This window comes from Evtepia gabavorous, assembly GCF_003425665.1.
Taxonomy (GTDB): Bacteria; Bacillota; Clostridia; order Oscillospirales; family Oscillospiraceae; genus Evtepia; species Evtepia gabavorous.
Genome location: NZ_QQRQ01000023.1, coordinates 1 through 23,235, shown reverse-complemented (window position 1 = coordinate 23,235; position 23,235 = coordinate 1). Strand labels below are relative to the sequence as shown.

Here is a 23,235-nt window from a genome sequence, read left to right as displayed (position 1 = left end):
GCCGGGCCCGGCGTTCCCATTCGGCCTGCCGGCGGCGTTCCCGGTCGGCCTGTTCCTGCCGGCGCCGTTCCTCCCGCTGCCGGGCCTGCCGTTCCTCCTGCCTGCGGCGGGCCAGTTCTTCCTGGCGTCTGGCTTCCCGTTCCTGGCGCTGCCGGCGCTCTCGCTCCTCCCGCTGGCGACGGGCTTCCTCTTCCTGTCGGCGGCGGACCTCGGCCTGGCGCTGGCGCTCCTCCCGTTCGGCTTGCCGGCGCTGGCGTTCCTCGGCCTGCCGGGCTTCCCGCTCTGCCCGGAGCTGGCGGTTTCGCTCCTCCCGCTCCAGTCGCTCCTGCTCCCGCTTGACCTGCCGTTCCTGGGCTTCCTGGGCCCGCTTGGCCTGTCGCTCCTGGGCCTCCTGCTGGCGGCGGAGCAGCTCTTCCTTGCGCTGCTGCTCCCGGGCCTCTTTTTCCAGTTTGGCCTGGGCCTCATCCTGCTGCCGGGCCTCGGCCTCCCGCTGGCGGAAGGCGATCTTTTCCTGCTGGCGCAGCTGCCGTTTGGCCCGCCGCTCCTCCTTGGTCCGCTCCTGGAACCGGCGGACAAGTCCCACGACAACCAGGGCCAAGGCGATCAGCAGCAGCAGCCGGACATAGATGTTTCCCAGAACGGTGTTCACACTGGAGACAAAGGCCATAAAAGGGGAGAAGGACACGTCGCTCACCGCGGCCATGTCCACCGTGGCGTATTCCTCCCCGGCGTAAATCACGGTGACGGTGCCCAGGACATCCCCCGCTTCAATGGGGGCGGAGGCCACATCCCGGTGGAAGCGAAGGCGGAGCTCCAGCCGCTCCGGGTCATAGGTCCCGGGGACCATGACCTGAACCGACCGGGTGGGCCGCACCACCACGTGGCTGGCCTCCGAAGAGAAGCGGACAGGGAGCTCCTGCAGGTAGGTCTCCGCATCCAGCAGGGTGGCGTCGGAGAAATTGGTAAAGCCCCAGTTGAGCAGCCGCTTGCTCTCGGTGAACTGCTTGCGCTGGACATTGCCCCGGCTGTCCGTGGGGTTTTGGGCCCCCAAAACCACGGAGACCAGTGTGTGCCCCTTTTTCTGGACCGCGGCCACCAGGCAGTAGCCCGCCTCTCCGGTGCTGCCGGTTTTGATGCCGATGGTGCCGTCCATGGTGTAGCCGTAATGCTTGGCGGAGGTCAGCAGACCGTTGGTGTTGAGCAGACTGCGGGCCTTGGACAGGTTGGTGGCGGGGACGGTATAGCGGCCGGTGGAGACGATCTCCCGGAACGTCGCGTGGGTCATGGCCTGCTTGGACATGCGGTAGATGTCCCGGGCTGTGGAGTAGTGGTCGGCGTTGTGCAGGCCATGGGGATTGACAAAGTGGGTGCCCGCCATCCCCAACTCCTGGGCACGCTGGTTCATCAGCTCCACAAACGTGGGGATATCTCCACTGACGGCCATGGCCAATACATTGGCCGCCTCATTGGCGGAGGCCAGCAGCAGGCAGTAAAGTAGATTCTTCACCGTGATTTTCTCGCCGGCCTGAAGATTGGCGGTGGAGGAGTCCTCCGTGATGTCCGCCAGGGCGGCGGCGTCCACGGTGATCTCGGTGTTCAGGTCCAGCTCCCCCCGTCCAATGGCCTCCAAGGTTAGCAGGGCGGTCATAATTTTGGTGATACTGGCGGGATAACGCTGTTCATCGGCAGCCTGCTCGTAAAGCACCTGATCGGTGTCCAGGTCGATGAGAAGCGCGGCGGTGGCGTCCACCGTCATGGACTCCACCCCTTCGTACTCGATGGCGCTGGCAAAAGGGATCAGCAAGCCCGTGAGCAGTGACAAGGTCAGGAAAAAAGAAATGGCGCGAATCAGCGTTTTTTTCATAGGAAACATCCACATCCCGTGTTATAATCATTTTGTATCTTCACATTCCAGGCCAAGGACCGGGGAATGGAATGAAATTGAAAGGAAATTCACTCATTATCATAACAAAGCTCGACACAAGACGCAATGGGGGAGGGGAACAATGGCCGGAAAATTTGCGAAAATTTCATGGTTGGAGGGAGCAGTCCTTCTTCTGACCGCATGTTTTGCGGCGGGGACCCTCCTCTGGTTCCATACGGTGCAGCCGGAGGAAGTCCAGGTGACGAAGAATCCGACCGCCCAGACCAGCCAGCCGGCGGAGGAACCAGAGGCGCCGGGAATGCTGGAGGGAGAGGTCCTGGACCTGAACACGGCGACCCTCTCCGACCTGATGCGCCTGCCGGGCATTGGGGAGAAGAAGGGGAGCGCCATTCTGGCCTGGCGCCAGGAGAAGGGCGGATTTTCCGCGGTGGAAGAGCTGCTGGAGGTCAAGGGCATTGGGGAGGCCACCCTGGAGCGGCTGCGCCCCTATGTGACCGTTGGGGTTCCGGCGGTGGAGAAAGGAGGAGACCATGGCACGGATTCTGGTGGTTGACGATGAAAAGGTGATGGTGAAAGGCATCCGGTTTAACTTGGAGAACGAGGGATATACCGTGGATGTGGGGTACAATGGCCGTCAGGCGGTGGAGCTGGCCCGGGCCAACGAGTACGACCTGATTATTCTGGACCTGATGATGCCGGAGCTGGACGGGCTGCAGGCCTGTATGGAGATCCGGGCATTCTCCACCGTCCCCATCATTATGCTCACCGCCCGGGGGGAGGACACGGACAAGCTTCTGGGGTTTGAGTACGGGGCGGATGACTACATCACAAAGCCCTTTAATATTTTGGAGGTTAAGGCCCGGGTCAAGGCGCTGCTGCGCCGGTCCGCCGCCACCCGGCGGCAGGCGGGCTCGGACCAGCGGCTGACCTTGGGGGGACTGACCCTGGACAGTGCGGCCCGGACCACCTGGAAGGACGGCAACCCCGTGGAGCTCACCGCCCGGGAGTTTGATCTGCTGGAGCTGCTGATGAAAAACCCCAACCGGGTTTACAGCCGGGAACAGTTGCTGAACCTGGTATGGGGCTACGAGTATACCGGGGAGTACCGCACGGTGGACGTCCATATCCGCCGTCTGCGGGAAAAGGTGGAGCAAGACCCTGCCCACCCCGCCCACCTGTGCACCAAATGGGGGGTGGGGTACTATTTTAAGGAGGCGTGATGGGACGGCGCGGAAAAAAAGGGGGCCCCATGGGGGGAAAGTGGAACATCAGCCACTCCCTGCAAATGCGTCTTGCCCTGGGGTATTCCTGTCTCATTGCTGTTTTGCTGGTTCTGATGAATACCTATCCCCTGATTATGGGACAGAATCTGATGTTTCGTTCCCAGCAGACCGCCCTGGCCAACCAGCTGGTTTTGATCACCAACACCCTCACCACCGCCGACGAGCTCACGCCGGAGACGGTGGAGCAGGCCATTGGCCAGCTGGAGGAGCTGGAGGTCCGGCGGGTTCTGGTCACGGACGGGGCGGGACGGGTTCTCTACGATACCGGGGAGCCCTCCGCCCTGGGGAAATATGCCCTCATTGGAGAGGTGGTCTCCGCCCTCCGGGGCAACGACGCCTTTTCCAGTGAGTACCAGGACGGGGCCTTCTCCAGTCGGGCCGCCTCCCCGGTGATGAATCGAAACCAGGTGGTGGGGGCGGTCTGTCTGTATGACCAGGACAGTGACCAGGGGGCATTGCTGGAGGAGCTGCAGCGGAACCTGCGGCTGATCTCCGTGGTGGTCTGCCTGGCGGTACTGGTTCTGTTTGGGGCCTTTTCCACGTTCCTTTCCCGGCGGGTCAGGACCCTCTTGGGGGGAATCCGCACGGTGCGGGCCGGGGAGTACACCCATCGGATCTCCATGGATGGACACGATGAGCTGGCGCAGTTGGCTGAGGAGTTTAACCAGCTGACGGGACGGCTCCAGGTCACGGAGGAGGAGCGCCGGCGGTTTGTCTCCGATGCGTCTCATGAGCTGAAGACCCCCCTGGCGTCCATTCGGCTGCTCACCGATTCCATTTTACAGGATGCCTCCATTGACCGGGACACCGCCCGGGAGTTTGTGGCGGACATCGGGGAGGCGGCGGACCGTCTCATCCACATCAGTCAGGAATTATTGGAGCTCAACCGCCTGGACGAGGGGCGGGACATGGCCCAGGAGCCGGTGGACTGGACGGAGCAGGTGGAGAAGATCGGGCGGATGCTGGCGCCGCTGGCGGAGGAGGACCGGATTACGCTGGAGACCGACCTGGGGGAGGACTGTATTGTCCGGTGTAACCAGGAGGACGCCAGTCAGATCCTGCGGAATCTGATGGAGAACGCCATTAAGTACAACGTCACCGGCGGAGAAGTTTTGGTGACCACACGCCGCCAAGGAGCGCGGGTGCTGCTGTCCGTGGCCGACACAGGCGTGGGCATTCCCGAGGCGGACATGCCGCGGATTTTCGAGCGGTTTTATCGGGTGGACAAGGCCCGCTCCCGGGCGGCCGGCGGCACGGGGTTGGGCTTGTCCATTGTCCGGGACGCGGTGCGCCACCATGGCGGCACCATCACGGTCCAGGCCAGGCAGCCGGCCGGCGTGGTCTTTACGGTGATTCTTCCGGCGTGGAGAGAGGAGGAGAGCGGGGGATGAAAGAAAGATGCGCCGGGGCCCTGCTCTTGGCCCTCTGCCTCTTCGCGCTGGCGGGCTGCGGGGGAAATGCGAAGGGAACCGAATACGCGGTGTACTACTGCAACCAGGCCGCGGGGGAGGAGGCCGCCCTGGTGGCGGAGAAGCGGGTGCTTCCCCCGGACACCGAGCCGGTGGAGGGGCTTCTGAACCTGCTGCTGAGCCCGCCCCAGAGCGAGAATCTGACGATGGCCATTCCCAGCGGGGTGACGCTGCGGAAGTGGACCCTGTACAACGGACTGTTGACGGTGGATTTTTCCAGTGGATATGGGGTGCTCTCCGGCATTGACCTGACTTTGGCCGATTACAGTGTGGTGCTCACTCTGACCCAGCTGGAGGGGGTGGAGGCGGTGATGATTACCGCCGAGGGAGAGATGCTTTCCTTCCGGGATCACCAGCGCTTGACCGCGGAGGAGGCCTGGTCGGCGCTCCAGTCAGGTATGTCGGAGGAAACAGCCCAGGATGTGTCCTAATTTTTGAGGAGACGAACTACAATTAGACTTGCGATAGTTGGCCCCTTGTGCCGCCCCCCTGTTTCAGGGGGGCTTTTTTTGTGAAAAATAAAAAAATACCGTTTAGGCCGCACATTTTGCCGGGGACGGCCGTTATACAAAGTGGAAGGAGGGAGACCCTGCCATGGACTTGGAAGATCAATATGATAAGCTATACCGGTATTGCTATTTTCGGGTCAGGGACGTCCAGACCGCCGAGGACCTGGTGCAGGAGACCTTCCTTCGCTGGCTGGACCATTATCCCGGCCAGCGGGAGCGGGAGGCGCTGCCCACCCTGTACACCATTGCCCGGAACCTGTGTGTGGACGTGACCCGGCAAAGGGAAACCCTCCCGCTGCAGGAGACCGACCAGGTTGCCGCGGACCCCGCGGGCACGCTGGTGGAGCGATGGGACTTGGAACGGGCCCTGGAGACGCTCACCCCCCAGGACCAGGAACTGCTGCTCCTGCGCTATGCCAACCAGGTGCCCCTGCAGGCGCTGAGCCGGCTGACGGGGCTGTCCCGGTTTGCCATCTATCGAAGGTGCGGCAGGCTGCTGACCCAACTCAGAGAGGCATTGCGAGAGGAGGAGAGAACATGAACCGAAGACTGAAGCGTGCCCTTGCTGCATCCTTTTCCCCGCCGCCCCCCCAGAGAAAAACGGTTTTTCTCAGGACCCTGCCCCAGCCGGACCTCTCCCTGGGGACCTTTCTTTGGAACCAGATCCCCTATCTGCGGAAGCGGACTTGGCTGCTGTCCTGCGGGGTGCTGCTTCCGGCGGTTTGGGGCGGGAGCTGTATGAATCCCAATGTTCTCTGGATCACTGCTGCGCTGCTGCCCTTTGTGGCGCTGCTGGCGGTGACAGAGGGGACCAGGTCTGCGGTATACGGCATGGAGGAGCTGGAACTGGCCACCCGGTTTTCTCTGAAAAGTGTCCTGCTGGCCCGGCTTTGCCTGGTGGGGAGCCTGCACGCCGTCCTGCTGCTCTGCCTGACCCTCCTGTGCCGGGGGACTGGGGCGGCCTCCTTTGGACGGACCGTGGTGTATCTTTTGGTCCCCTACCTTCTCACCGCCTATGGCGGGCTGTGGCTGTCCCGCCGGCTGCGGGGGCGGGAGATGGTCTATGGGGCGGCGGTGCTGGCAGTACTGGTAAGCGGCGGCTATCTTTTGGCGGTGGGGTGGATGCAGACACTGTTTGCGCCGTGGAATTTTCCAGGATGGCTTTTGGCGGCGGCAGTGCTGTCGGCGGCTCTGGCCAGGGAACTGGCCCTAACCAAGAAAGGAGTGGAGGAAGCATGGAACTTGTCATTCGAGCGCTGAGCAAACAATACCCCCATAAATTGGCGGTGGACCGGGTTAGCCTGACCCTGACGCCGGGGATTTACGGACTTTTGGGCGCCAATGGCGCGGGGAAGACCACCCTGATGCGAATGCTCTGTGGCATTTTGCATCCCACAGGGGGGGAGATTTCCCTGGACGGCCTGGGGGTTGCACAGGAGGAGTACCGGGCGTGCCTGGGCTATCTTCCCCAGGACTTCGGCTATTACCCGGGGTTCACAGGGGAGGAATTTCTATGGTACATGGGGGCGCTGAAGGGGCTGCCCAAGGCCCAGGCCAGGCGCCGGGCCAAAGAACTGCTGGAGCTGGTGGGGCTGTCCCAGGCGGCGAAAGGGAAGATCAAGACCTACTCCGGCGGCATGAAACAGAGATTGGGCATTGCCCAGGCTCTGCTGGGCCACCCGAAGCTGCTTGTTCTGGACGAGCCCACAGCGGGGCTGGACCCAAAGGAGCGGGTGCGCTTTCGTGGGCTGATTGCATCCCTGGGGAAGCAGAGCATTGTCCTGGTGTCCACCCACATTGTCTCTGACCTGGCGCACATTGCGGATGTGATCCTGCTGATGAAAGACGGACGGATCATTCACCAGGGCCCGGCATCGGAGATCGCGGACCTGGAAGGATTCTACCTGGAAGCGTTTGGAGAGGAGGGAGAGCATGGCGGAACTGTATCGCTTTGAGCTGAAAAAATGTTTGCAGCAGAAGGTGCTCTGGATCACAGGGGGAATTTTGCTGTTGTGCCTGTGTCTGTGGGGGGCGGCAGCCTGCCTGCAGACCACGGACAGCGGGCTGCGGGGCGAGGAGATCATCCGTCTTCACCGAGAGGGCGGCGCCGCGCTGGCCGGTGAGACCGTGGACCAGGATATGCTGGACCAATTTCGGCCGGCCTATGAAAAAATGGTTTTTGCAGGGGACGCCAGGGAGCTGATGGGCTGCATCGACATTTATGAGTTTTTGGGCCATGTGCTGGACACTGCGGCCAGCGCGGAGATTCTGGCCGTGGATCAGCAGATGCTGTATGACCGGCTGGAAGATAAGCTGCGCACAGAGGCGGAAAAGGGAAGCGCCACGGAGCAGGCGGCCTCTTACTGGCAGAGCAAGGTCCAGCAGCAGCTCTCCCAGCCGCTGGTCTATGGAGGGTATCATGAGGGGTGGAGCCAGATGGCCTCCCTGATGAAGGTGATGACGTTCCTGGAAGTTCTCTTTCTGTCGGTGGCCCTTTCCGGTATGTTTCCCCAAGAGGCGCAGCACCGGACTGATCAGCTGATCCTGTCCAGCCGCCGGGGCAGAACGGCCCTGTACACCGGGAAGCTCTTGGCGGGCCTGACAGTGGGGGTGGGCTTTGGCCTGCTTCTTCTGGCCACTCTGCTGGGGGTCACCGGGCTGGTCTATGGGCTGGAGGGCTTCGGGGTCTCCGCGCTCTTTACCCTGCTGATGCCCTTGGGAGCATCCATCGGGCAGGTGACGCTGATTTTGTTCGGCGCCTTTTTGGCCGCGGCGGCGGTCACCAGCCTGGCCGCGATGGTGCTCTCCCAAGTGACCCGGAACAGTGTGGCTACCATGGGAATCTTGGTGGGGATTCTCCTGCTGACCACGCTCATCACCGCGGTGCCAGAAAGCCCCAGGCTGCTCTCCGTGCTGTGGTATCTTCTGCCCAGCAATTTTGTCTCACTGCAGGGGGCGTTTCGCTATGATCTGCTCTCAGTGGGGGGCCTTTCCCTGACCACTTGGCAGGTTACGCCGGTGGTTTACCTCCTTCTCACGGCTCTGCTGGCCTTGGGGGGACGGCGTTTATACCGCCGGTGCCAGGTGGGCGCCCGGTAAAGAACAGCAAACGCGGCAAAGGAACCAGTTCCTTTGCCGCGTTTGCTGTGATGGGATTACAGCGTCCACTTGCGCTGGTCTGTATGGAGCAGGTGATGGGCGGTCTCCGACAGGGGATGGCCCAGGTATTCCTGGTAGAGGGTCTGGATGGTGGGATTTTCATGGGAGAAGCGGATGGGGCTCTCCTGGTCCAGGGCGTACAGACGCTGCCCTCGCTGGGCGGCGTGGTCCTCCCCGTCGTGGATGGGCTGACCGCCGCCGCCGGAACATCCGCCGGGACAGGCCATGACCTCTACAAAATCGTAGGAGACCTGTCCGGCCCGGAGGGCGTCCATCAAAGCCCGGGCACTGCCCAGGCCGGAGGCCACCGCCAGGCGGAGGGTGGTCTCCCCAATGGAGAAGGAGGCCTCCCGCCAGGGCTTTTGCCCCCGGATGTCCTGAAAGGCATCGGCAGGGGGATTGGAGCCGGTGAGCTTCCAATAGGCGGTGCGGAGGGCGGCCTCCATCACCCCGCCGGTGACCCCAAAGATCACCCCGGCGCCAGACCCCCGGCCCAGGGGACTGTCAAAGTCCTCCTCCGGCAGGGCAGCCACGTTAATCTGCATGGCCCGGAGCATCCGGTCCAGCTCCCGGGTGGTGAGGACCACATCCACATCCTGGTCGGCCACGTCGCTGACCTCGGGGGTGGCGGCCTCGTATTTCTTGGCCACGCAGGGCATCACGGAGACGCAGAAGATATCCTTGGCGCTCTTGCCCAGCTTCTGGGCGTAATAGCTTTTGGCGATGGCGCCAAACATCTGCTGGGGGCTTTTGGCGGTGGAGAGGTGACCGGCCAGCTCGGGATATTCCGTGCGGACAAAGCGGACCCAGCCGGGGCAGCAGGAGGTGAACTGGGGGAGCTTGCTGGACTCTGGGTGGGACAGCCGCTCCACGAACTCGCTGCTCTCCTCCAAAATGGTGAGGTCTGCGGAGAAGGTGGTGTCAAACACATGCTTGACCCCCAGGGCCCGGACTGCCGCGGCCAGGCGCTTTTCCGTGGCCTGTTCCGGGGAAAGCCCCAAGCTCTCTCCCCAGGCGGCCCGGACCGCAGGCGCAATCTGGAAAACCACCTCTTTGGTGGGATCGCTGAGGGCGGAGAAGACGGTCTCCGTGTCGTCCCGCTCCCGCAGAGCCCCCACGGGACAGTGGACCACGCACTGGCCGCACAGGGCGCAGCTGGCCTCGTTCATCCGCAGCCCGCCCCGGATGCGCACCGTGGTATGGGCGCCGGAGCCGGTGACCTCCCAAACGCCCAGGGACTGGACCCGGTCACAGACCGAGACGCACCGAAGACATTTGATGCATTTGGAACTGTCCCGCAGAATGGGAAGGGCAGGGTCCCAGGGGCGTTCAGTGGCCTCTTTTCGGAAGGGGACAGACTGGATGTTCATGGCCTTGGACAGGGCCTGGAGGGAGCAGTTGCCGCTGCGCACGCAGGTGACGCAGTGGTCCACGTGCTGGGACAGGATGAGCTCCACATTGGTCTTCCGGGTCAGACGGACCCGCTGGGTATTGGTGTGGACCACCATGCCCTCTTCCACCAGGGTGTTGCAGGCGGTGGCCAGCTTGTCCACCCCCTCCACCTCCACGGCGCACACCCGGCAGGAGGCCACCTCATTGATCTCCCGCAGGTAGCACAGGGTGGGGATATGGATGTCCACGGCCCGGGCGGCGTCCAGAATGGTGGTGCCGGCGGGGACGGAGACCTGCTTGTTGTCGATGGTCAGGGTCACCATTTGATCAGCCTCCCTCCTTTGAAGCCCGCGTGACCGTAGTGGTCACAGCGGAGACATCGGCTGCACTCCTGGGCCATCTCCTGCTCGGACATGCAGTTTTCCATGAGCTCAAAGTCGTTTTTCCGCCAGTTGGCCTCCCGCTCGGTGAGGTCCACCCGGCCGGTGGCGTGTTTGAGGCGGAAGGGGGCGGGGGGAATGTCCAGATTGGCCGAAATATCGGTATGGAAGCCCAAGTATTCATCAATACTGGCCGCGGCCACCTTGCCGGCCTCAATGGCCAGGATCACCGTGGCGGGGCCGGAGACGCAGTCGCCCCCGGAAAAGACCCCTTCCAGCCCGGGAACGCTGCCGTCGTCGGCGGTGACGATGTTGTTGTGATCTGTGGGGACCCCTGCTTGGGCAAAGCTCTTGGAGTCCACCACCTGCCCCACCGCCATGAGAACCACGTCGCAGGCAATTCGCTCCTCCGGCTGGTCGGCCTTTCTGGGGGCCGGACGGCCTCCCCGGACCTCGCCGATGACCTGGGGCTGTACCACAAGGGCGGTGACAGCGCCATCGTCATCAGTCTCAATCCGTACGGGGGCTTTCAGGGGAAGCACTTCGCAGCCCTCCGCCATGGCCCCCTCGATCTCCTCCGGCAGGGCGGTCATGTCAGAGATCCGGCGGCGGTAGACGCACTTGACCGACGCGGCTCCCAGGCGGACTGCCGTGCGGGTGGCGTCCATGGCCACGTTGCCGCCGCCCACCACCACCACGTGCTTGCCGGTAAAGTCGGGTTTTACCGAGCGGATGGTGATGTCCAGCATCTCGATGGCGGAGAGAACCCCCTTGGCGTCCTCTCCGGGGATGCCGAGGCCCTTGTGCAGGGAGGCGCCGATGGCCAGATAGAGACTGTCATAGTCCCGGCGGAGCTCCTCTAAGGTGACATCGGTCCCCACTTCGCAGTTTACCCGCACCGACACGCCGGTGGAGAGGATGGTGTCAATGTCCCGGTCCAGGTAGGAGCCGGGCAGGCGGTAGCTGGGGATGCCGTAGCGGAGCATGCCGCCCAGCTTGGGCTTGCGCTCGAATACCGTGACGGTGTGGCCCATGAGGGAGAGGAAATAGGCCGCGGTGAGTCCCGAGGGGCCGCCGCCCACAATGGCCACGGTTTTGCCCGAGCTGGGGGCCCGGGGCGGGGCGGGCACCTCTCCGGCGTGGTCCACGGCGAAGCGTTTGATGCCGCGGATGTTCAGGGGAGAGTCCACAATGGTCCGGCGGCAGTGGGTCTCACAGGGGTGCTCGCACACCAGGCCGCAGACCGAGGGAAAGGGGTTGTCCTTTCGGATCAGACGGATGGCGTCGTCGTACCGCTCCTCTCCCACCAGGGAGATGTACCCGGGGACGTCCACGTGGGCGGGACATAGCTCCACACAGGGGACGCTCTTAAAGTTGGCGGTGCAGCTGCCCTGGGTCACGTGGGCCAGGTAATCGTCCTGGAAGGCCACATACCCGTCCAGGACCATTTGGGCGGCCTCGAATCCGATGGCGCAGTCGGCGCTGTCCACAATGGACTGCGCGGTGCGCAGGATGGTGTCCAGATCGGCCTGGCTGCCCTGACCGTCCAGCAGCTGGTCCAGCAGGGCGGCCAGCCGGTCCAGGCCGATGCGGCAGGGCACACATTTGCCGCAGCTCTGGGCCAGGCAGAGTTTCAAAAAGGCGCTGGTGAGCTCTACGGGACAGTTTCCGCAGGGGGCCGCAGAGATGCGGCGCTCCATGTCGGCGTAGAGATCGTCCACTGTGCGCTGGGAATTCTCCCATGGGGTGATACGCAGTCTGCTCAAAATCAGTGGTCTCCTTTCCTTTGGGTGGGATAGCGCGTTTGATTGGAAACCGATTATTTTTGTCCCAAAAGTCCAAAATATCGGGAAAAAACAAGGTAGAATTCGGTTATACGGCGTATATCATAATCGGAAATGACGAAAAATGCAATAGAAAATTTTAACCTTACCATTTTTGTGGAAAAAGAGAGAGGAAAGCAACAAAAAGGAAGAAACCAGAAAAAGAATTGCTCAAAAATCCGTATAGAGGGGATAAAATGAGTAGAAATAGCATCGGCGGGGAAGATTTTTCACAAAAAGAGAGCATGGAAATCCCGGGGCTGCCGGCCTACAATACAGGCAAGGGGCCCGCAGGCCCTGTTCTCCAGCGATCTCTGACCAGCAGGTTTGCCGGAAGGGATTGACCGTGGCGGGAAAAAAGCGGTATAATACGTCGTTCTTAATCAATTACCCGTTGTCAATCACCCGTCGAATCACTCCGGCGGAACCAGCTGATAAGGAGGAGCAAAATTATGCAGGAGTATCAAAAGGGGACCCAGTGTCTCCACGCCGGCTATGTGCCCGAGAGCGGGGAGCCGCGAAACATCCCCATTGTGCAGAGCACCACCTTCCGTTACGGCAGCAGCGAGGCCATGGGGGCGCTGTTTGACCTGGAGGCGGAGGGCTATTTCTACACCCGGCTCCAGAACCCCACCTCAGACCGGGTGGCCGCGAAGATCTGTGCCCTGGAGGGGGGCACGGCGGCGATGCTGACCTCCTCCGGTCAGGCGGCCAACTTCTTTGCCGTGTTCAACATCTGTTCCGCCGGGGATCACGTGGTGGCCTCCGCGGCCATCTACGGGGGGACCTTCAACCTCTTTGCCGTTACCATGAAGCGGATGGGCATTGACTTCACTTTCGTGGACCCCAATTGCTCTGAAGAGGAGCTGAACGCCGCTTTCCAGCCCAACACCAAGGCGGTGTTTGGGGAGACCATCGCCAACCCCGCCCTCATTGTTCTGGACATTGAGAAGTTTGCCCGCGCCGCCCACGCCCATGGGGTGCCTCTCATCGTGGACAATACCTTTGCCACCCCGGTGGGCTGCCGGCCCTTCCAGTGGGGGGCGGACATTGTCACCCACTCCACCACCAAATACATGGACGGGCACGCCAACTGCGTGGGGGGCGCCATTGTGGACAGCGGGAACTTTGACTGGACCCGATACCCGGACCGCTACCCCGGCCTGTGCACCCCGGATGAGAGCTACCACGGTGTGACTTATACCGAACGGTTTGGTCTGGGCGGGGCCTACATCACCAAGGCCACGGTCCAGCTCATGCGGGACTTCGGCGCCACCCCCGCACCCATGAACGCCTACCTGCTCAACGTGGGTCTGGAGACCCTGCACCTGCGGATGCCCCAGCACTGTGCCAACGCTTTGGCGGTGGCGAAATTCGTGCAGAAGCACCCCAAGATCGCCTGGGTCAATTACCCCGGTCTGGAGGGGGACAAATACCATGACCTGGCCCAGAAGTATATGCCCAAGGGGACCTGCGGTGTGGTGACCTTTGGCGTCAAGGGGGGCCGCAAGGCGGCGGAGACCTTTATGGCGGGGCTGAAGCTGGCCTCCATCGCCACCCATGTGGCGGACGCCAAGACCTGTGTGCTCCACCCGGCCTCCTCCACCCACCGGCAGCTGTCCGAGGCGGAACTGGCGGCCGCCGGCGTCTCCGCCGACCTCATTCGCCTGTCTGTGGGCATTGAGGATATCACGGACATTCTGGCAGATTTGGAGCAGGCCCTGGACCAGGTGTGAGTTTGCTTGTCCCACGCTTCTCATTTTATGGATAGGAGCGATTGCAATGGTGTCCAAAAAAGGCGTAGCTATGGTGGTGGCCGCTGCCCTGCTGCTCAGCATCGGCGGTCTCTGTGTGAAGATGATTCCCTGGCAGCCCCTGTCTATCAATTCCTTTCGGAGCTTTATCTCGGTGGGAATTCTGCTGGTGTTTGCCCGGTTAACCCGGCGCAGACTCCGGTTGACCGGGGGAGTGGTTTTAGGGGGGCTGGCCGTGTGCGGAGCCACGGCCCTGTATACCGTTGCCACCAAACTGACCACGGCGGGCAACGCGGTGCTGCTCCAGTTTACCGCGCCCATCTTTGTCATTCTGTGCAGCTGGGCGGTCTTTCGGGAGCGGCCCAAGCGGCTGGACCTGGCGGCCTGCGTCTGTGTGTTCGGCGGGGTGTTTTGCTTTTTCCTGGACAGCTTGGGAAGCGGGCGCTTCCTGGGGGATGTGATCGCCGTGCTGGCGGGGATATGCTATGCCTGGGTCTTTCTGCTCAACAAGATTCCGGGGGGAGACCCTCTGTGGTCTACCATCCTGGGACAGAGCATGGGGGCGGTAATCGGTCTGCCCTGGTTGGTGCGGGAGACTCAGTTTGATGGGACCACGCTGTGCTTTGGGATTCTGCTGGGGGTGTTTCAGCTGGGGCTGGCCTATGCCCTGCTTACCACGGGAATCCGGTACATTCCGCCTGTGACGGCCTCCCTGATTACGGGCATTGAACCGGTGCTTAATCCCATTTTGGTGGCACTGGTGCTGGGGGAGACCTTGACCAGGCTCTCTCTTCTGGGGGGCGGGATTGTCTTTGTCAGCGTGATGCTGTATAATGTGCTGTCCGTCCGGGGGGCGCCGCAGTCCCCCAAAAATGCGGGGCAGACACTGCCGCAAAAAGAGGAGAAATAGTATGCTTGAAATCCTGTATCAGGACCAGGCCCTGGTGGTCTGCGTCAAGCCCTTTCGGGTGCTCTCCACCGACGAGCCCGGGGGGATGCCCGACCTGATCCGACAGGCCATCGGGCAGCCCCAGGCCAAGGTGCGGACGGTCCACCGCCTGGATCAGGTGGTGGGGGGACTGATGGTCTACGGACTGACAGGCCACGCGGCCTCGGAGCTCTCCCGGCAGATTCGGGAGGATCAGTTCCAAAAAGAATACCAGGCGGTGGTCCACTGGCGTCCCCAGTACGATGCGGGAACCTATATTGATCTGTTGGGCCGGAATGAAAAGACCCGGAAAACCTATGTGGCCAAGGTCCCCGGCAAGGGGATTCAGCAGGCGGTGCTTCACTACCGGCTGCTGGACAACCGGCAGGGATTTTCCCTGGTGGAGATCCGCCTGGAGACCGGGCGAACCCACCAGATTCGAGCCCAGTTTTCCGCCCGGGGAATGCCCCTGGCTGGGGACCGGAAGTACAGTAAATACCCCGACCCCCCATCGTGGCAGATTGCCCTCTGGTCCAGCCATCTGGCCTTTACCCATCCGGAAACCGGGGAGGCCATGGACTTTCGTCTTTCCCCGCCGGCGACGGAGCCCTGGACGCTCTTTCAAAATACACTATAAAAAATGATACGCCGCACGGCCTGCCGCAGTTCTCAAAGGAACCGCGGCAGGCCGTGCGGCATGTTTGGTGGGGGCGGGGATCAAAAAACCATCTGAACCAGGACCATATAAAAAATGGTTCCTCCGGCAATGCTCAGGAGAATATTTTTCTTCCACCGGTGCAGCAAAGCGACGACCAGAATGCCCAAAAGCTCCGGCAGGCCATGCCAGCTGGTGAAGACCGCGTCTTTCAGACAAAAGACCACCAGCAGGCCGATGACTGCGCTGGGAAGCACTGTGCCCAGGTAACGGATAAACGCCGGGGGCTGTTTGCCTTCAGGGAAGAGAAGGAAGGGGAGAAAGCGGGTGGTCATGGTACCCAGCACCACGGCCGCCACAGTGAGAACCTGCTGTAAAATTGTCATGGGGACACCTCCTGGGGGGATCTTCTGCGCAGCCAGAGAAAGCAGAGGATGATCAGGCCCATGGCCGGTAGGAGAAAATGGTCACTGCCCAGGACCAGCAGACACAGCAGGGTACAGCCCACCCCGATCAGGGCGGGGCGGTGGTCTTTCCGCTCCTCCCACTGGTTGAGAAACATGACCACGAACAGGGCGGTCATCACGAATTCAATGCCTGTGGTGTTAAAGTGGATCAAGTACCCCAGCAGGGCGCCCAGGGTGGCCCCGGCCACCCAGTAGAGCTGATTGAGTACAGTGACAAAAAACATAAACCAGCCCCGGTCCACCCCCTCCGGGGGAGGGACCGCGCAGTGGATGGAAAAGGTCTCGTCGCACAGCCCGAAGATCAGATAGGGCTTCTTCCAGCCCAGGTTCTGGAATTTGTCCAGCATGGACAGGCCATAGAACAGATGACGGGCGTTGACCATCAAGGTCAGCAGGAAGGCGTGGAGCGGCTGGAAGGTGGGCATGAGCAGGAGGTTGGCCGTCACGAATTCCATGGAGCCGGCGAAGATGAACAGGCTCATCAGCATGGGATAGACAAAGGAAAAGCCCTGGCTGCGCATGAGAAATCCATAGGACATGCCCAGAAAGAGAAATCCCACACAGATGGGTAAGGTGTAGGGGAGCGCGGCCCGGAAGGCCTTGGTTTTCATGGGACATACCTCCAATCCTGCTTGCTTTTTTGCGGCGGGTCCGGTATAATAAAATTATTATACTGTACAAAAATCCAAAACATCGAACAAAAGACTGCTATATCTTACAACTGTTCGATTTTTTTGTCAAGAGGCCGAAGGAGGATTTTGCATGGATTGGGGCAAGCGCATTGGGGCAAACCTAAAGCAGATGCGAACAGAACGCAATCTCACGTTGGGCCAGCTGTCGGGCCTGGCGGGGATCAGCAAGGCGATGCTCTCGGAGATGGAGAAGGGGATGGGAAATCCCACCATCAACACCATTTGGAAAATTGCCAATGGACTGAAGGTGCCCTATACCCGGCTGCTGGAGGGAAGTGAGCCCGGCCCCACCCTGGTCCGGCGGGAGGAGCTCTCTCCCCAGACCGAGGGGAACGGCCACTATCGGGTGTACTGCTATTTTCAGGGGGGGCCGGAGCGGTCCTTTGAGCTGTTTTACATGGAATTGGACCCCCATACCGCCAACACCTCCCCAGGCCACTTGGCCCAGGCACAGGAATATATCACGGTTTTGGAGGGGGAGCTGACAGTGGAGACCGGGGGGAAGTCCTACCGGCTGGGGCCGGGGGATGCGCTGGGCTTTGACTCCACGGCGGACCATACCTATCGAAACGCCGGGGACGAGCGGGTCACCGGTTTGGTGATCAATTACTATCCCGGCTGAAAAAAAGAAAAATGTTCCAGCATGGCGGCCGGAGGGGCGGGACATACTACCTTACGGAGACCGGAAGGGGCAATGCCTCTTGCCGGGCTTCGAAAATCCAATGGACCACGCAGTTGTGGTTCCAGGAGGTTCCCTATGAAGGTGATCGACAGAATCGCCCTGGTCTTGGTCATCATTGGTGGCTTAAACTGGGGCAGCATCGGGATTTTCGGCCTGGACATCGTGGCGGCCCTCTTTGGCGGCTCCGCCAGCGGTCTGAGCCGGCTGGTGTATATCCTGGTTTGCCTGTCTGCCATTTGGTGCATCACTCTCTTTTTCCGAGAGGATCGCGTGGAGCGGACAGCGCGCGGGAATGCGTAAAATCCAACCCAACCCCTTGATCGGCGGAGAAACAGAAAACGCTTATGTTAGCTCTGCCATCCAGGAGAGAACAAACAGAGGAACGGTGTTTCAAAACATCGTTCCTCTGTTTTCTGTTCTCGCGCAAAAGAAAAAACAAACTATACAAATAAGTTTGACAGAGAATGAGAAATTATGGTAAACTGTACATACGCAAAGAGAGGAAAGAGAGAAGCATTTGTGTCTTGCACGTATGGAGAGGTGAGATGATATGGTGAAATTTAACTGGTCAACCTTTTGGATTGTTTTGGTATCCTGCTTTTGGACGATGATACTGGCCTTTTTCGTCGAGCTCTATCTTGTAGGGGCAATGATGATCGTTATGGCCATTGCCATTACGGGGGTTTGGTGTATTTCCTTGCTCCGGCGCATTTTGGCGCTTCTGGAGCAGAACCAAAACATGAACGACGAGGCGGGGCAAGCCAGTGAGAAGCAATCTGCACAGGCAGAATGATGCAAACAGGGAGACGGCAGGGTGGCAAACCCGCCGTCTCCCTGTTTAGAGAGGCCTTATTTTTTTCGATTTTTATAGGTGGAGGGGTAATGATCCGTTTTGGGGTCAATCTTCCGAATCACCCGGGCGGGGACGCCTGCCGCGATGGTGTAGGGGGGGATGTCCTTGGTGACCACGGACCCGGCCCCGATGATGGCGCCGTCCCCGATATGTACCCCCGGAACCACCGTAACGCTGGAGCCGATCCAGACGTTCTTCCCGGTGACGATGGGGGCGGGGTAGGTGGTGGAGCGCTTCTCTGGGTCAAAGTCGTGGTTCATGGTGGTCAGCACCACGTTGTTGCCCAAAAAGGTACCGTCACCCAGGGTGATGCCGCCCTGGTCCTGGAAGTGGCAGCCGGTGTTGATAAAGACCCCTTTGCCCACCGTGGTGTTCTTGCCGCAGTTGGTGTAGAAGGGGGGAAAGAGGCGGAAGCTCTTATCCACGGGCTTGCCAATGATTTTGGAGAAAATCTCCCGGATTTCCTCCCCGGTGTGGTACTTGGCGTTGAGCTCACAGGTCAGGCGCATGGTGACCTCATTGATTTCCCGCATAAAGCGGTGCATCTCGCCGCCGCCCTCCACGGGTTCGCCGGAATTCATACGGGCCAGATATTCTTGCAGATCCATCAGGATACCTCCTTTGAGACGCGGGGGCGGAGCGGCGTCTCCGCCGGGGCGGGGGCGTCGTTATAGGGACGGGGTCAGGCCAGGGAGTCCGGCCCGAAGCCCTGGGGGAGAAGCTGGCGCAGGGTGTATTTGACAAAGGTGTGATCCTGCCGGGCCACCAGCACCTCCAGGTCGGGGGCAAACTCATAGAGCATCTGCCGGCAGGCGCCGCAGGGCCAGCAGTAATCGGCGCTGTTGCCCACCACTGCCAGACGGGTAAAGGACCGGCAGCCCTCACTGACGGCCTTGACCAGGGCGGTGCGCTCGGCGCAGAGGGTGGAGCCGTAAGCGGCGTTTTCCACATTGCAGCCGGTATATACGGTCCCGTCCGTCCCCTCCAGCGCGGCGCCCACGGGGAAGCGGGAGTAAGGAACATAGGATTTTTCCAGCATGGTGAAGGCCAGCTCCACCAGAGCCTGATCGGTCATAGAATATCGCCTCCTGGAGAGGAGCCCGTTCGGGCTCTCATTGGATGTGAATATGGTTGTTGATGTGGTCGGCGCAGTAGCAGTAGTAGCCGTTGCACCGGGAGCAGTAGCGGAACTCCATTTGCGGGTCGGTCAGGTCGGTCTTGCCGCACACGGCGCACTTGTGCAGGTATTGGGTTTTGGTCTTGGTTTTGGCGTCGTGGAAGTTGACCACCTTGGGGCCGCTGCCGGGATGGTTGTAGGCCTGCCGGTACTGGTTCTGCCTTGCCCGGTTCTTGGCCCGGCCTTTCCAGTAGGAGAACTGGCTGCCGATGTCCGCGGCGAAGAACAGAAGGTAGTTGAGCACAGCCACAATGGGAATCAGCGCGTACAGGAAGTGCCCCGTCAGCAGATACTGGAGGACCGCCAGGGCAAAGTAGGCCGCGTCAATCCAGGCCAGCCACTTGGCCTTGACCGGGATGATGAAGAAGAGCAGGAACTGCAAGTTGGGATAGAGGGTGGCAAAGGCGAAGAACATGGACATATTGACATAGTACATGGACGCGGTGCCCACCAGAAAGCCCACCAGAATGTTCAGCAGAATGCCGAAGAAATAGAAAATGGTGAACTTGTTGGAACCCCACTCCCGCTCCAGGGCGTTGCCGATGAAGTAGTAGAAGTAGAGGGTGATGGCAAACAGGAAAATGTTTCGGCTGGTGGCGGGGACAAAGACAAAGGTAATGATCCGCCAGATTTGCCCCTGTAAGATCGCATCAGAACTGAAACTGAGCAGGCTGGTGGCAATGGGATAGCCGCCGGTGCTGAACAGGTCCAGCAGAAAAACCAGCACATTGCCGATGACGATATACCGCATGAGACCCGGGATGCTCAGACGGGGGTGCTTGTAGCAGAAACGGTCCAGCCACTGTTGCATGGCGCGCAAAGAAATGACCTCCTTGTGAAATGGGATAGATTGTCTACCTTATTCTACCCGCTTTCCGGCGGGAAGTCTACAATAAACTGTAAACAATTGCCTCTCTTTTCAAATTGTCCGCATCCTGAAAAATTTTTCTTGCCTTTTCCGGCGGATGGTGTATAATATAGCGTAAATGTTTTTCGCGTGAATTGAATAGGAGCGCATTATCGAGAGTGGGCGAGAGAGTTAGCTTGATGACCTCACACCAACCTGCCTGCGGGCAAGGTGGTTCTGCTAACAGCGATAAGGAGGCGCCGCGTCCAGCGACCAAGGCTTCCTGACGGAAGCCTTTTTTTGTGGGCGGCCGGTCAGCGCCTATATTTTCACATAGAATGTGAAGAAAGGAGCGGAAGAAGATGAGCATTGTTAAAGATCCCGCGCTGGCGGAAGCCGGCCGGAAAAAGATTCAATGGGTCCGGGACTTTATGCCCGCGCTGTCTCAGATTGAGGCCCGGTTTCTGCGGGAGAAACCCTTTCAGGGGCTCCGTGTGGCGGTGTCGGTCCATCTGGAGGCAAAGACCGCCAACCTGGGCTATGTGCTCCAGCAGGGGGGCGCGGAAGTCTATTTGACCGGTTCCAACCCCCTGTCCACCCAGGATGACGTGGCCGCCGGCCTGGCGTCCATGGGGGTGGAGACCTTTGGCATCCACGGGGCCAGCCCGGAGGAGTACCAGCGGCACCTTACGGAGACCCTGAAGTGCCATCCTCACATTGTCATTGATGATGGTGGAGATCTAATCGATCTACTGGGGGGCAAGTGCCAGGCGTATGCAGACTGCCTGATCGGCGGCTGTGAGGAAACCACCACCGGTATTCTTCGCCTGAAGGCCCGGGAAAAAGAAGGCATCCTGCCCTGCCCTATGGTAGCAGTTAACGACGCCAAGGCTAAGCATTACTATGATAACAAATACGGTACCGGGCAGTCAGCCTGGGATGGCATTATGCACACTACCAACCTGGTGGTGGCGGGTAAGACTGTAGTGGTGGCCGGTTACGGCTGGTGTGGGAAGGGTGTGGCTATGCGGGCAGCCGGTATGGGTGCCCGAGTGATTGTCACAGAGATTGACCCATTCAAGGCCCTTGATGCCACCATGAACGGCTTCCAGGTGATGACCATGGACCAGGCTGCCCCTCTGGGGGATGTCTTTGTCACAGTGACTGGCTGTCGGGACGTGATTGTGGGCCGTCACTTTGCGGCCATGAAGAACAATGTGCTCTTGGCCAACGCTGGCCATTTTGACTGCGAGGTGGCGGTGGCTGCCCTGCGGGAGATGGCGGTACAGTCTGAGGTGCGCCGGGAGAACATTGTGGGCTATACCCTATCCAACGGGCATACCCTGAATGTGTTGGCGGAGGGCCGCCTGGTAAATCTGGCCGCCGGAAACGGACATCCCGCGGAGATCATGGATATGTCCTTCGCGGTCCAGGCCTTGGCAGCGGAGTGGCTGACCAAACAGACCGGTCTGGAGAAGAAGGTCTACCCGGTCCCGGACACCATTGACGACGCCATTGGCCGGGCCAAACTGGCCGCCCAGGGTCTGTCCATTGACGCGCTGACCCCGGAACAGGAGGCTTACCTGAGCAGCTGGTCGGTGGAGTGAGGGCGGACCTCTTCCCGCCAAGACGGGTTTGGATCAGATCAACCCGTGCCAGTAACTCGATTGAGAAACACGGAATGAAAGATAGATTATTTATATGAAGGAGGACTCTTTCCCAATGAGCCACAGATTTTTTACATCCGAGTCCGTAACAGAAGGACATCCCGACAAAATTTGCGACCAGATCTCCGACGCGGTGCTGGACGCCATCCTGGCCCAGGACCCCACGGGCCGGGTGGCCTGTGAGACCACGGCGTCCACGGGTCTCATCCACATTATGGGGGAGATCAGCACCAGCTGCTATGTGGACATTCCTAAGATTGCCCGGCAGGTGATCCGGGAGATCGGCTATGACCGGGCCAAGTATGGCTTTGACTGTGACACCTGCGGCATCATCACCAACATCGACGAGCAGAGTGCCGACATCGCCCTGGGGGTGGACCAGTCGCTGGAGGCCAAGGCCGAGGGCGACAGCCAGCTGGACAACGGCGCGGGGGATCAGGGCATGATGTTTGGCTACGCCTGTGACGAGACCCCGGAGTGCATGCCCCTGGCCATTTCCCTGGCCCATAAAATGGCCCAGCGCCTCACCCAGGTCCGCAAGGAGGGGCAGGTGGATTACCTCCGTCCCGACGGCAAAACCCAGGTGACGGTGGAGTACGATGAGAACAACCAGCCGGTCCGGGTGGATACGGTGGTTCTGTCCACCCAGCACAGCCCCAAGGCAGAGCTGGATCAGATCCGCAAGGATATGATTGAACGGGTGATCCGGCCCACGGTGCCGGCCCACTTAATGGACGAGAACACGAAGATCTATGTCAACCCCACCGGGCGCTTTGTCATCGGCGGGCCCCAGGGGGACACGGGTCTCACCGGACGGAAGATCATTGTGGATACTTACGGCGGGTCCGCCCCCCACGGCGGCGGCGCGTTCTCCGGAAAGGACCCCACCAAGGTGGACCGCTCCGCGGCCTACGCCGCCCGGTGGGTGGCCAAAACCGTGGTGGCCGCCGGGCTGGCCAAGCGGTGCCAGATTCAGCTGGCCTACGCCATCGGTGTGGCCCAGCCGGTTTCCATCCTGGTGGAGACCTTCGGCACCGGCACCGTGGCGGATGAGGTGCTGGAGAAGGCGGTCCGGAAGACCTTTGATCTCCGGCCCACAGCCATCATCCGGGATCTGGGGCTCCAAAAGCCCATTTACCGGCAGCTGGCCGCCTATGGCCACATGGGCCGGGAGGACCTGGGGGTCCTGTGGGAGAAAACCGACCGGGCAGAGCAGCTGAAGGCCGCCTGCCAGTAACAAAACCGGAGCATGCCCGAAGGGGTTCGGCCGGCATGGATTCCATGGCCTGCCGGGCCGGCCCCCAGGGTGGCGCCGGAAGGATATGACCGAAAAGGAGGGGCGTGTATGCCGGAAATTTCGGTGATTGTACCCGTTTATCGTGCCGAGGCATTTCTGCGTAAGTGCACAGAATCCATCCTGGCACAGACGATGGGGGAGCTGGAGGTCTTGCTGATCGACGATGGCTCCCCAGACGGAAGCGGCGCGCTCTGCGACCAGATTGCCGGGGAGGACAGCCGGGTACGGGTTTTCCACAAGGAGAACGGCGGGGTGAGCTCGGCCCGGAACCTGGGCATGGCTCAGGCCCGGGGAACCTATCTGTCCTTTGTGGACG

Annotated in this window: 25 protein-coding genes; 17 read left to right on the top strand and 8 right to left on the bottom strand. The window is 60.8% G+C overall.

The genetic code is table 11. The features are described from left to right. Positions 1-1,864: D-alanyl-D-alanine carboxypeptidase family protein (locus DV520_RS10285; protein ID WP_165850092.1), on the bottom strand; the 1,864-nt coding region annotated here is incomplete at its 3' end. Positions 1,865-2,006: 142 nt separating this feature from the next. Here DV520_RS10285 and DV520_RS12345 point away from each other — a divergent pair. From DV520_RS12345 to DV520_RS10245, 8 genes are all read left to right on the top strand, one after another. Continuing rightward, on the top strand, positions 2,007-2,438 hold the full coding sequence (locus DV520_RS12345; RefSeq protein ID WP_165850091.1) for a ComEA family DNA-binding protein: 432 nt from the start codon (positions 2,007-2,009) through the stop codon (positions 2,436-2,438). Beyond that, positions 2,416-3,105, top strand: a complete 690-nt coding sequence (locus DV520_RS10275; RefSeq protein WP_021919002.1) for a response regulator transcription factor — start codon at positions 2,416-2,418, stop codon at positions 3,103-3,105. Before DV520_RS12345 ends, DV520_RS10275 begins: the two co-directional genes overlap by 23 nt. After that, positions 3,105-4,559 (top strand): sensor histidine kinase, encoded by a 1,455-nt coding sequence (locus DV520_RS10270; RefSeq protein WP_242984688.1) that lies wholly within the window; start codon positions 3,105-3,107, stop codon positions 4,557-4,559. The genes DV520_RS10275 and DV520_RS10270 overlap by 1 nt, the downstream gene beginning before the upstream one ends. Continuing rightward, the gene (locus DV520_RS10265) at positions 4,556-5,068 is read left to right on the top strand and encodes a GerMN domain-containing protein (RefSeq protein ID WP_117142654.1); all 513 of its coding nucleotides are present in this window, start codon (positions 4,556-4,558) and stop codon (positions 5,066-5,068) included. Before DV520_RS10270 ends, DV520_RS10265 begins: the two co-directional genes overlap by 4 nt. Positions 5,069-5,231: 163 nt before the next feature. Further along, on the top strand, positions 5,232-5,687 hold the full coding sequence (locus tag DV520_RS10260; protein WP_021918999.1) for an RNA polymerase sigma factor: 456 nt from the start codon (positions 5,232-5,234) through the stop codon (positions 5,685-5,687). After that, complete coding sequence (locus tag DV520_RS10255) at positions 5,684-6,406, top strand: hypothetical protein (RefSeq protein WP_117142653.1); 723 nt, start codon at positions 5,684-5,686, stop codon at positions 6,404-6,406. Before DV520_RS10260 ends, DV520_RS10255 begins: the two co-directional genes overlap by 4 nt. Then, positions 6,382-7,101: an ABC transporter ATP-binding protein gene (locus DV520_RS10250; protein ID WP_117142652.1), complete on the top strand. Its 720-nt coding sequence runs from the start codon at positions 6,382-6,384 to the stop codon at positions 7,099-7,101. Before DV520_RS10255 ends, DV520_RS10250 begins: the two co-directional genes overlap by 25 nt. Continuing rightward, positions 7,079-8,245 (top strand): ABC transporter permease subunit, encoded by a 1,167-nt coding sequence (locus DV520_RS10245; RefSeq protein ID WP_117142651.1) that lies wholly within the window; start codon positions 7,079-7,081, stop codon positions 8,243-8,245. Before DV520_RS10250 ends, DV520_RS10245 begins: the two co-directional genes overlap by 23 nt. A gap of 56 nt (positions 8,246-8,301) precedes the next feature. Here the strand turns inward: DV520_RS10245 and DV520_RS10240 are convergent, their stop codons facing one another. Both DV520_RS10240 and DV520_RS10235 read right to left on the bottom strand, forming a co-directional pair. Next, a complete protein-coding gene (locus DV520_RS10240) occupies positions 8,302-10,020 on the bottom strand; it encodes a [FeFe] hydrogenase, group A (protein ID WP_021918995.1) in 1,719 nt (572 codons plus the stop codon). Beyond that, positions 10,014-11,843, bottom strand: a complete 1,830-nt coding sequence (locus tag DV520_RS10235; protein WP_117142650.1) for an NAD(P)-binding protein — start codon at positions 11,841-11,843, stop codon at positions 10,014-10,016. The genes DV520_RS10240 and DV520_RS10235 overlap by 7 nt, the downstream gene beginning before the upstream one ends. A 509-nt stretch (positions 11,844-12,352) precedes the next feature. Between DV520_RS10235 and DV520_RS10230 the strand changes: the two genes are divergently transcribed. From DV520_RS10230 to DV520_RS10220, 3 genes are read left to right on the top strand one after another with little or no spacing between them, the layout of a single operon-like run. Then, complete coding sequence (locus tag DV520_RS10230) at positions 12,353-13,636, top strand: O-acetylhomoserine aminocarboxypropyltransferase/cysteine synthase family protein (RefSeq protein WP_117142649.1); 1,284 nt, start codon at positions 12,353-12,355, stop codon at positions 13,634-13,636. Positions 13,637-13,682: 46 nt separating this feature from the next. Next, entirely contained in the window at positions 13,683-14,564 is an 882-nt protein-coding gene (locus tag DV520_RS10225; RefSeq protein ID WP_117142648.1) for a DMT family transporter, read from the top strand. 1 nt (position 14,565) lies between these two features. Next, on the top strand, positions 14,566-15,219 hold the full coding sequence (locus DV520_RS10220) for an RluA family pseudouridine synthase (protein WP_021918991.1): 654 nt from the start codon (positions 14,566-14,568) through the stop codon (positions 15,217-15,219). A gap of 80 nt (positions 15,220-15,299) precedes the next feature. Here the strand turns inward: DV520_RS10220 and DV520_RS10215 are convergent, their stop codons facing one another. Together DV520_RS10215 and DV520_RS10210 are read right to left on the bottom strand one after the other, a co-directional pair. Continuing rightward, positions 15,300-15,623: a branched-chain amino acid transporter permease gene (locus tag DV520_RS10215; RefSeq protein ID WP_117142646.1), complete on the bottom strand. Its 324-nt coding sequence runs from the start codon at positions 15,621-15,623 to the stop codon at positions 15,300-15,302. Next, positions 15,620-16,315: an AzlC family ABC transporter permease gene (locus DV520_RS10210; RefSeq protein ID WP_021918989.1), complete on the bottom strand. Its 696-nt coding sequence runs from the start codon at positions 16,313-16,315 to the stop codon at positions 15,620-15,622. The genes DV520_RS10215 and DV520_RS10210 overlap by 4 nt, the downstream gene beginning before the upstream one ends. 151 nt (positions 16,316-16,466) lie before the next feature. On the opposite strand from DV520_RS10210, the gene DV520_RS10205 reads away from it, so the two are divergent. The 3 genes from DV520_RS10205 (at position 16,467) to DV520_RS10195 (ending at position 17,871) form a co-directional block, all read left to right on the top strand. Further along, the gene (locus DV520_RS10205) at positions 16,467-17,018 is read left to right on the top strand and encodes a helix-turn-helix domain-containing protein (protein ID WP_117142645.1); all 552 of its coding nucleotides are present in this window, start codon (positions 16,467-16,469) and stop codon (positions 17,016-17,018) included. Between the two features lie 135 nt (positions 17,019-17,153). Further along, positions 17,154-17,378 carry a DUF378 domain-containing protein gene (locus DV520_RS10200; protein ID WP_021918987.1) on the top strand — a complete coding sequence of 75 codons (225 nt, stop codon included), beginning with the start codon at positions 17,154-17,156 and terminating at the stop codon, positions 17,376-17,378. A 250-nt stretch (positions 17,379-17,628) separates the two neighbouring features. Continuing rightward, positions 17,629-17,871 carry a hypothetical protein gene (locus tag DV520_RS10195; RefSeq protein WP_021918986.1) on the top strand — a complete coding sequence of 81 codons (243 nt, stop codon included), beginning with the start codon at positions 17,629-17,631 and terminating at the stop codon, positions 17,869-17,871. A 56-nt stretch (positions 17,872-17,927) separates the two neighbouring features. On the opposite strand, the gene DV520_RS10190 is transcribed toward DV520_RS10195, so the two are convergent. From DV520_RS10190 to DV520_RS10180, 3 genes are all read right to left on the bottom strand, one after another. After that, positions 17,928-18,539 carry a sugar O-acetyltransferase gene (locus tag DV520_RS10190; RefSeq protein ID WP_021918985.1) on the bottom strand — a complete coding sequence of 204 codons (612 nt, stop codon included), beginning with the start codon at positions 18,537-18,539 and terminating at the stop codon, positions 17,928-17,930. Positions 18,540-18,613: 74 nt separating this feature from the next. After that, entirely contained in the window at positions 18,614-19,006 is a 393-nt protein-coding gene (cdd, locus tag DV520_RS10185) for a cytidine deaminase (RefSeq protein ID WP_117142644.1), read from the bottom strand. 37 nt (positions 19,007-19,043) lie between these two features. Continuing rightward, positions 19,044-19,919, bottom strand: coding sequence for a rhomboid family intramembrane serine protease (locus DV520_RS10180; protein WP_242984689.1), 876 nt, complete (start codon positions 19,917-19,919; stop codon positions 19,044-19,046). A gap of 398 nt (positions 19,920-20,317) precedes the next feature. Between DV520_RS10180 and DV520_RS10175 the strand changes: the two genes are divergently transcribed. From DV520_RS10175 to DV520_RS10165, 3 genes are all read left to right on the top strand, one after another. Then, on the top strand, positions 20,318-21,562 hold the full coding sequence (locus DV520_RS10175) for an adenosylhomocysteinase (protein WP_117142643.1): 1,245 nt from the start codon (positions 20,318-20,320) through the stop codon (positions 21,560-21,562). A 115-nt stretch (positions 21,563-21,677) separates the two neighbouring features. Next, a complete protein-coding gene (gene metK, locus DV520_RS10170) occupies positions 21,678-22,859 on the top strand; it encodes a methionine adenosyltransferase (RefSeq protein ID WP_117142642.1) in 1,182 nt (393 codons plus the stop codon). Between the two features lie 108 nt (positions 22,860-22,967). Further along, positions 22,968-23,235: glycosyltransferase family 2 protein (locus DV520_RS10165; RefSeq protein WP_117142641.1), on the top strand; the 268-nt coding region annotated here is incomplete at its 3' end.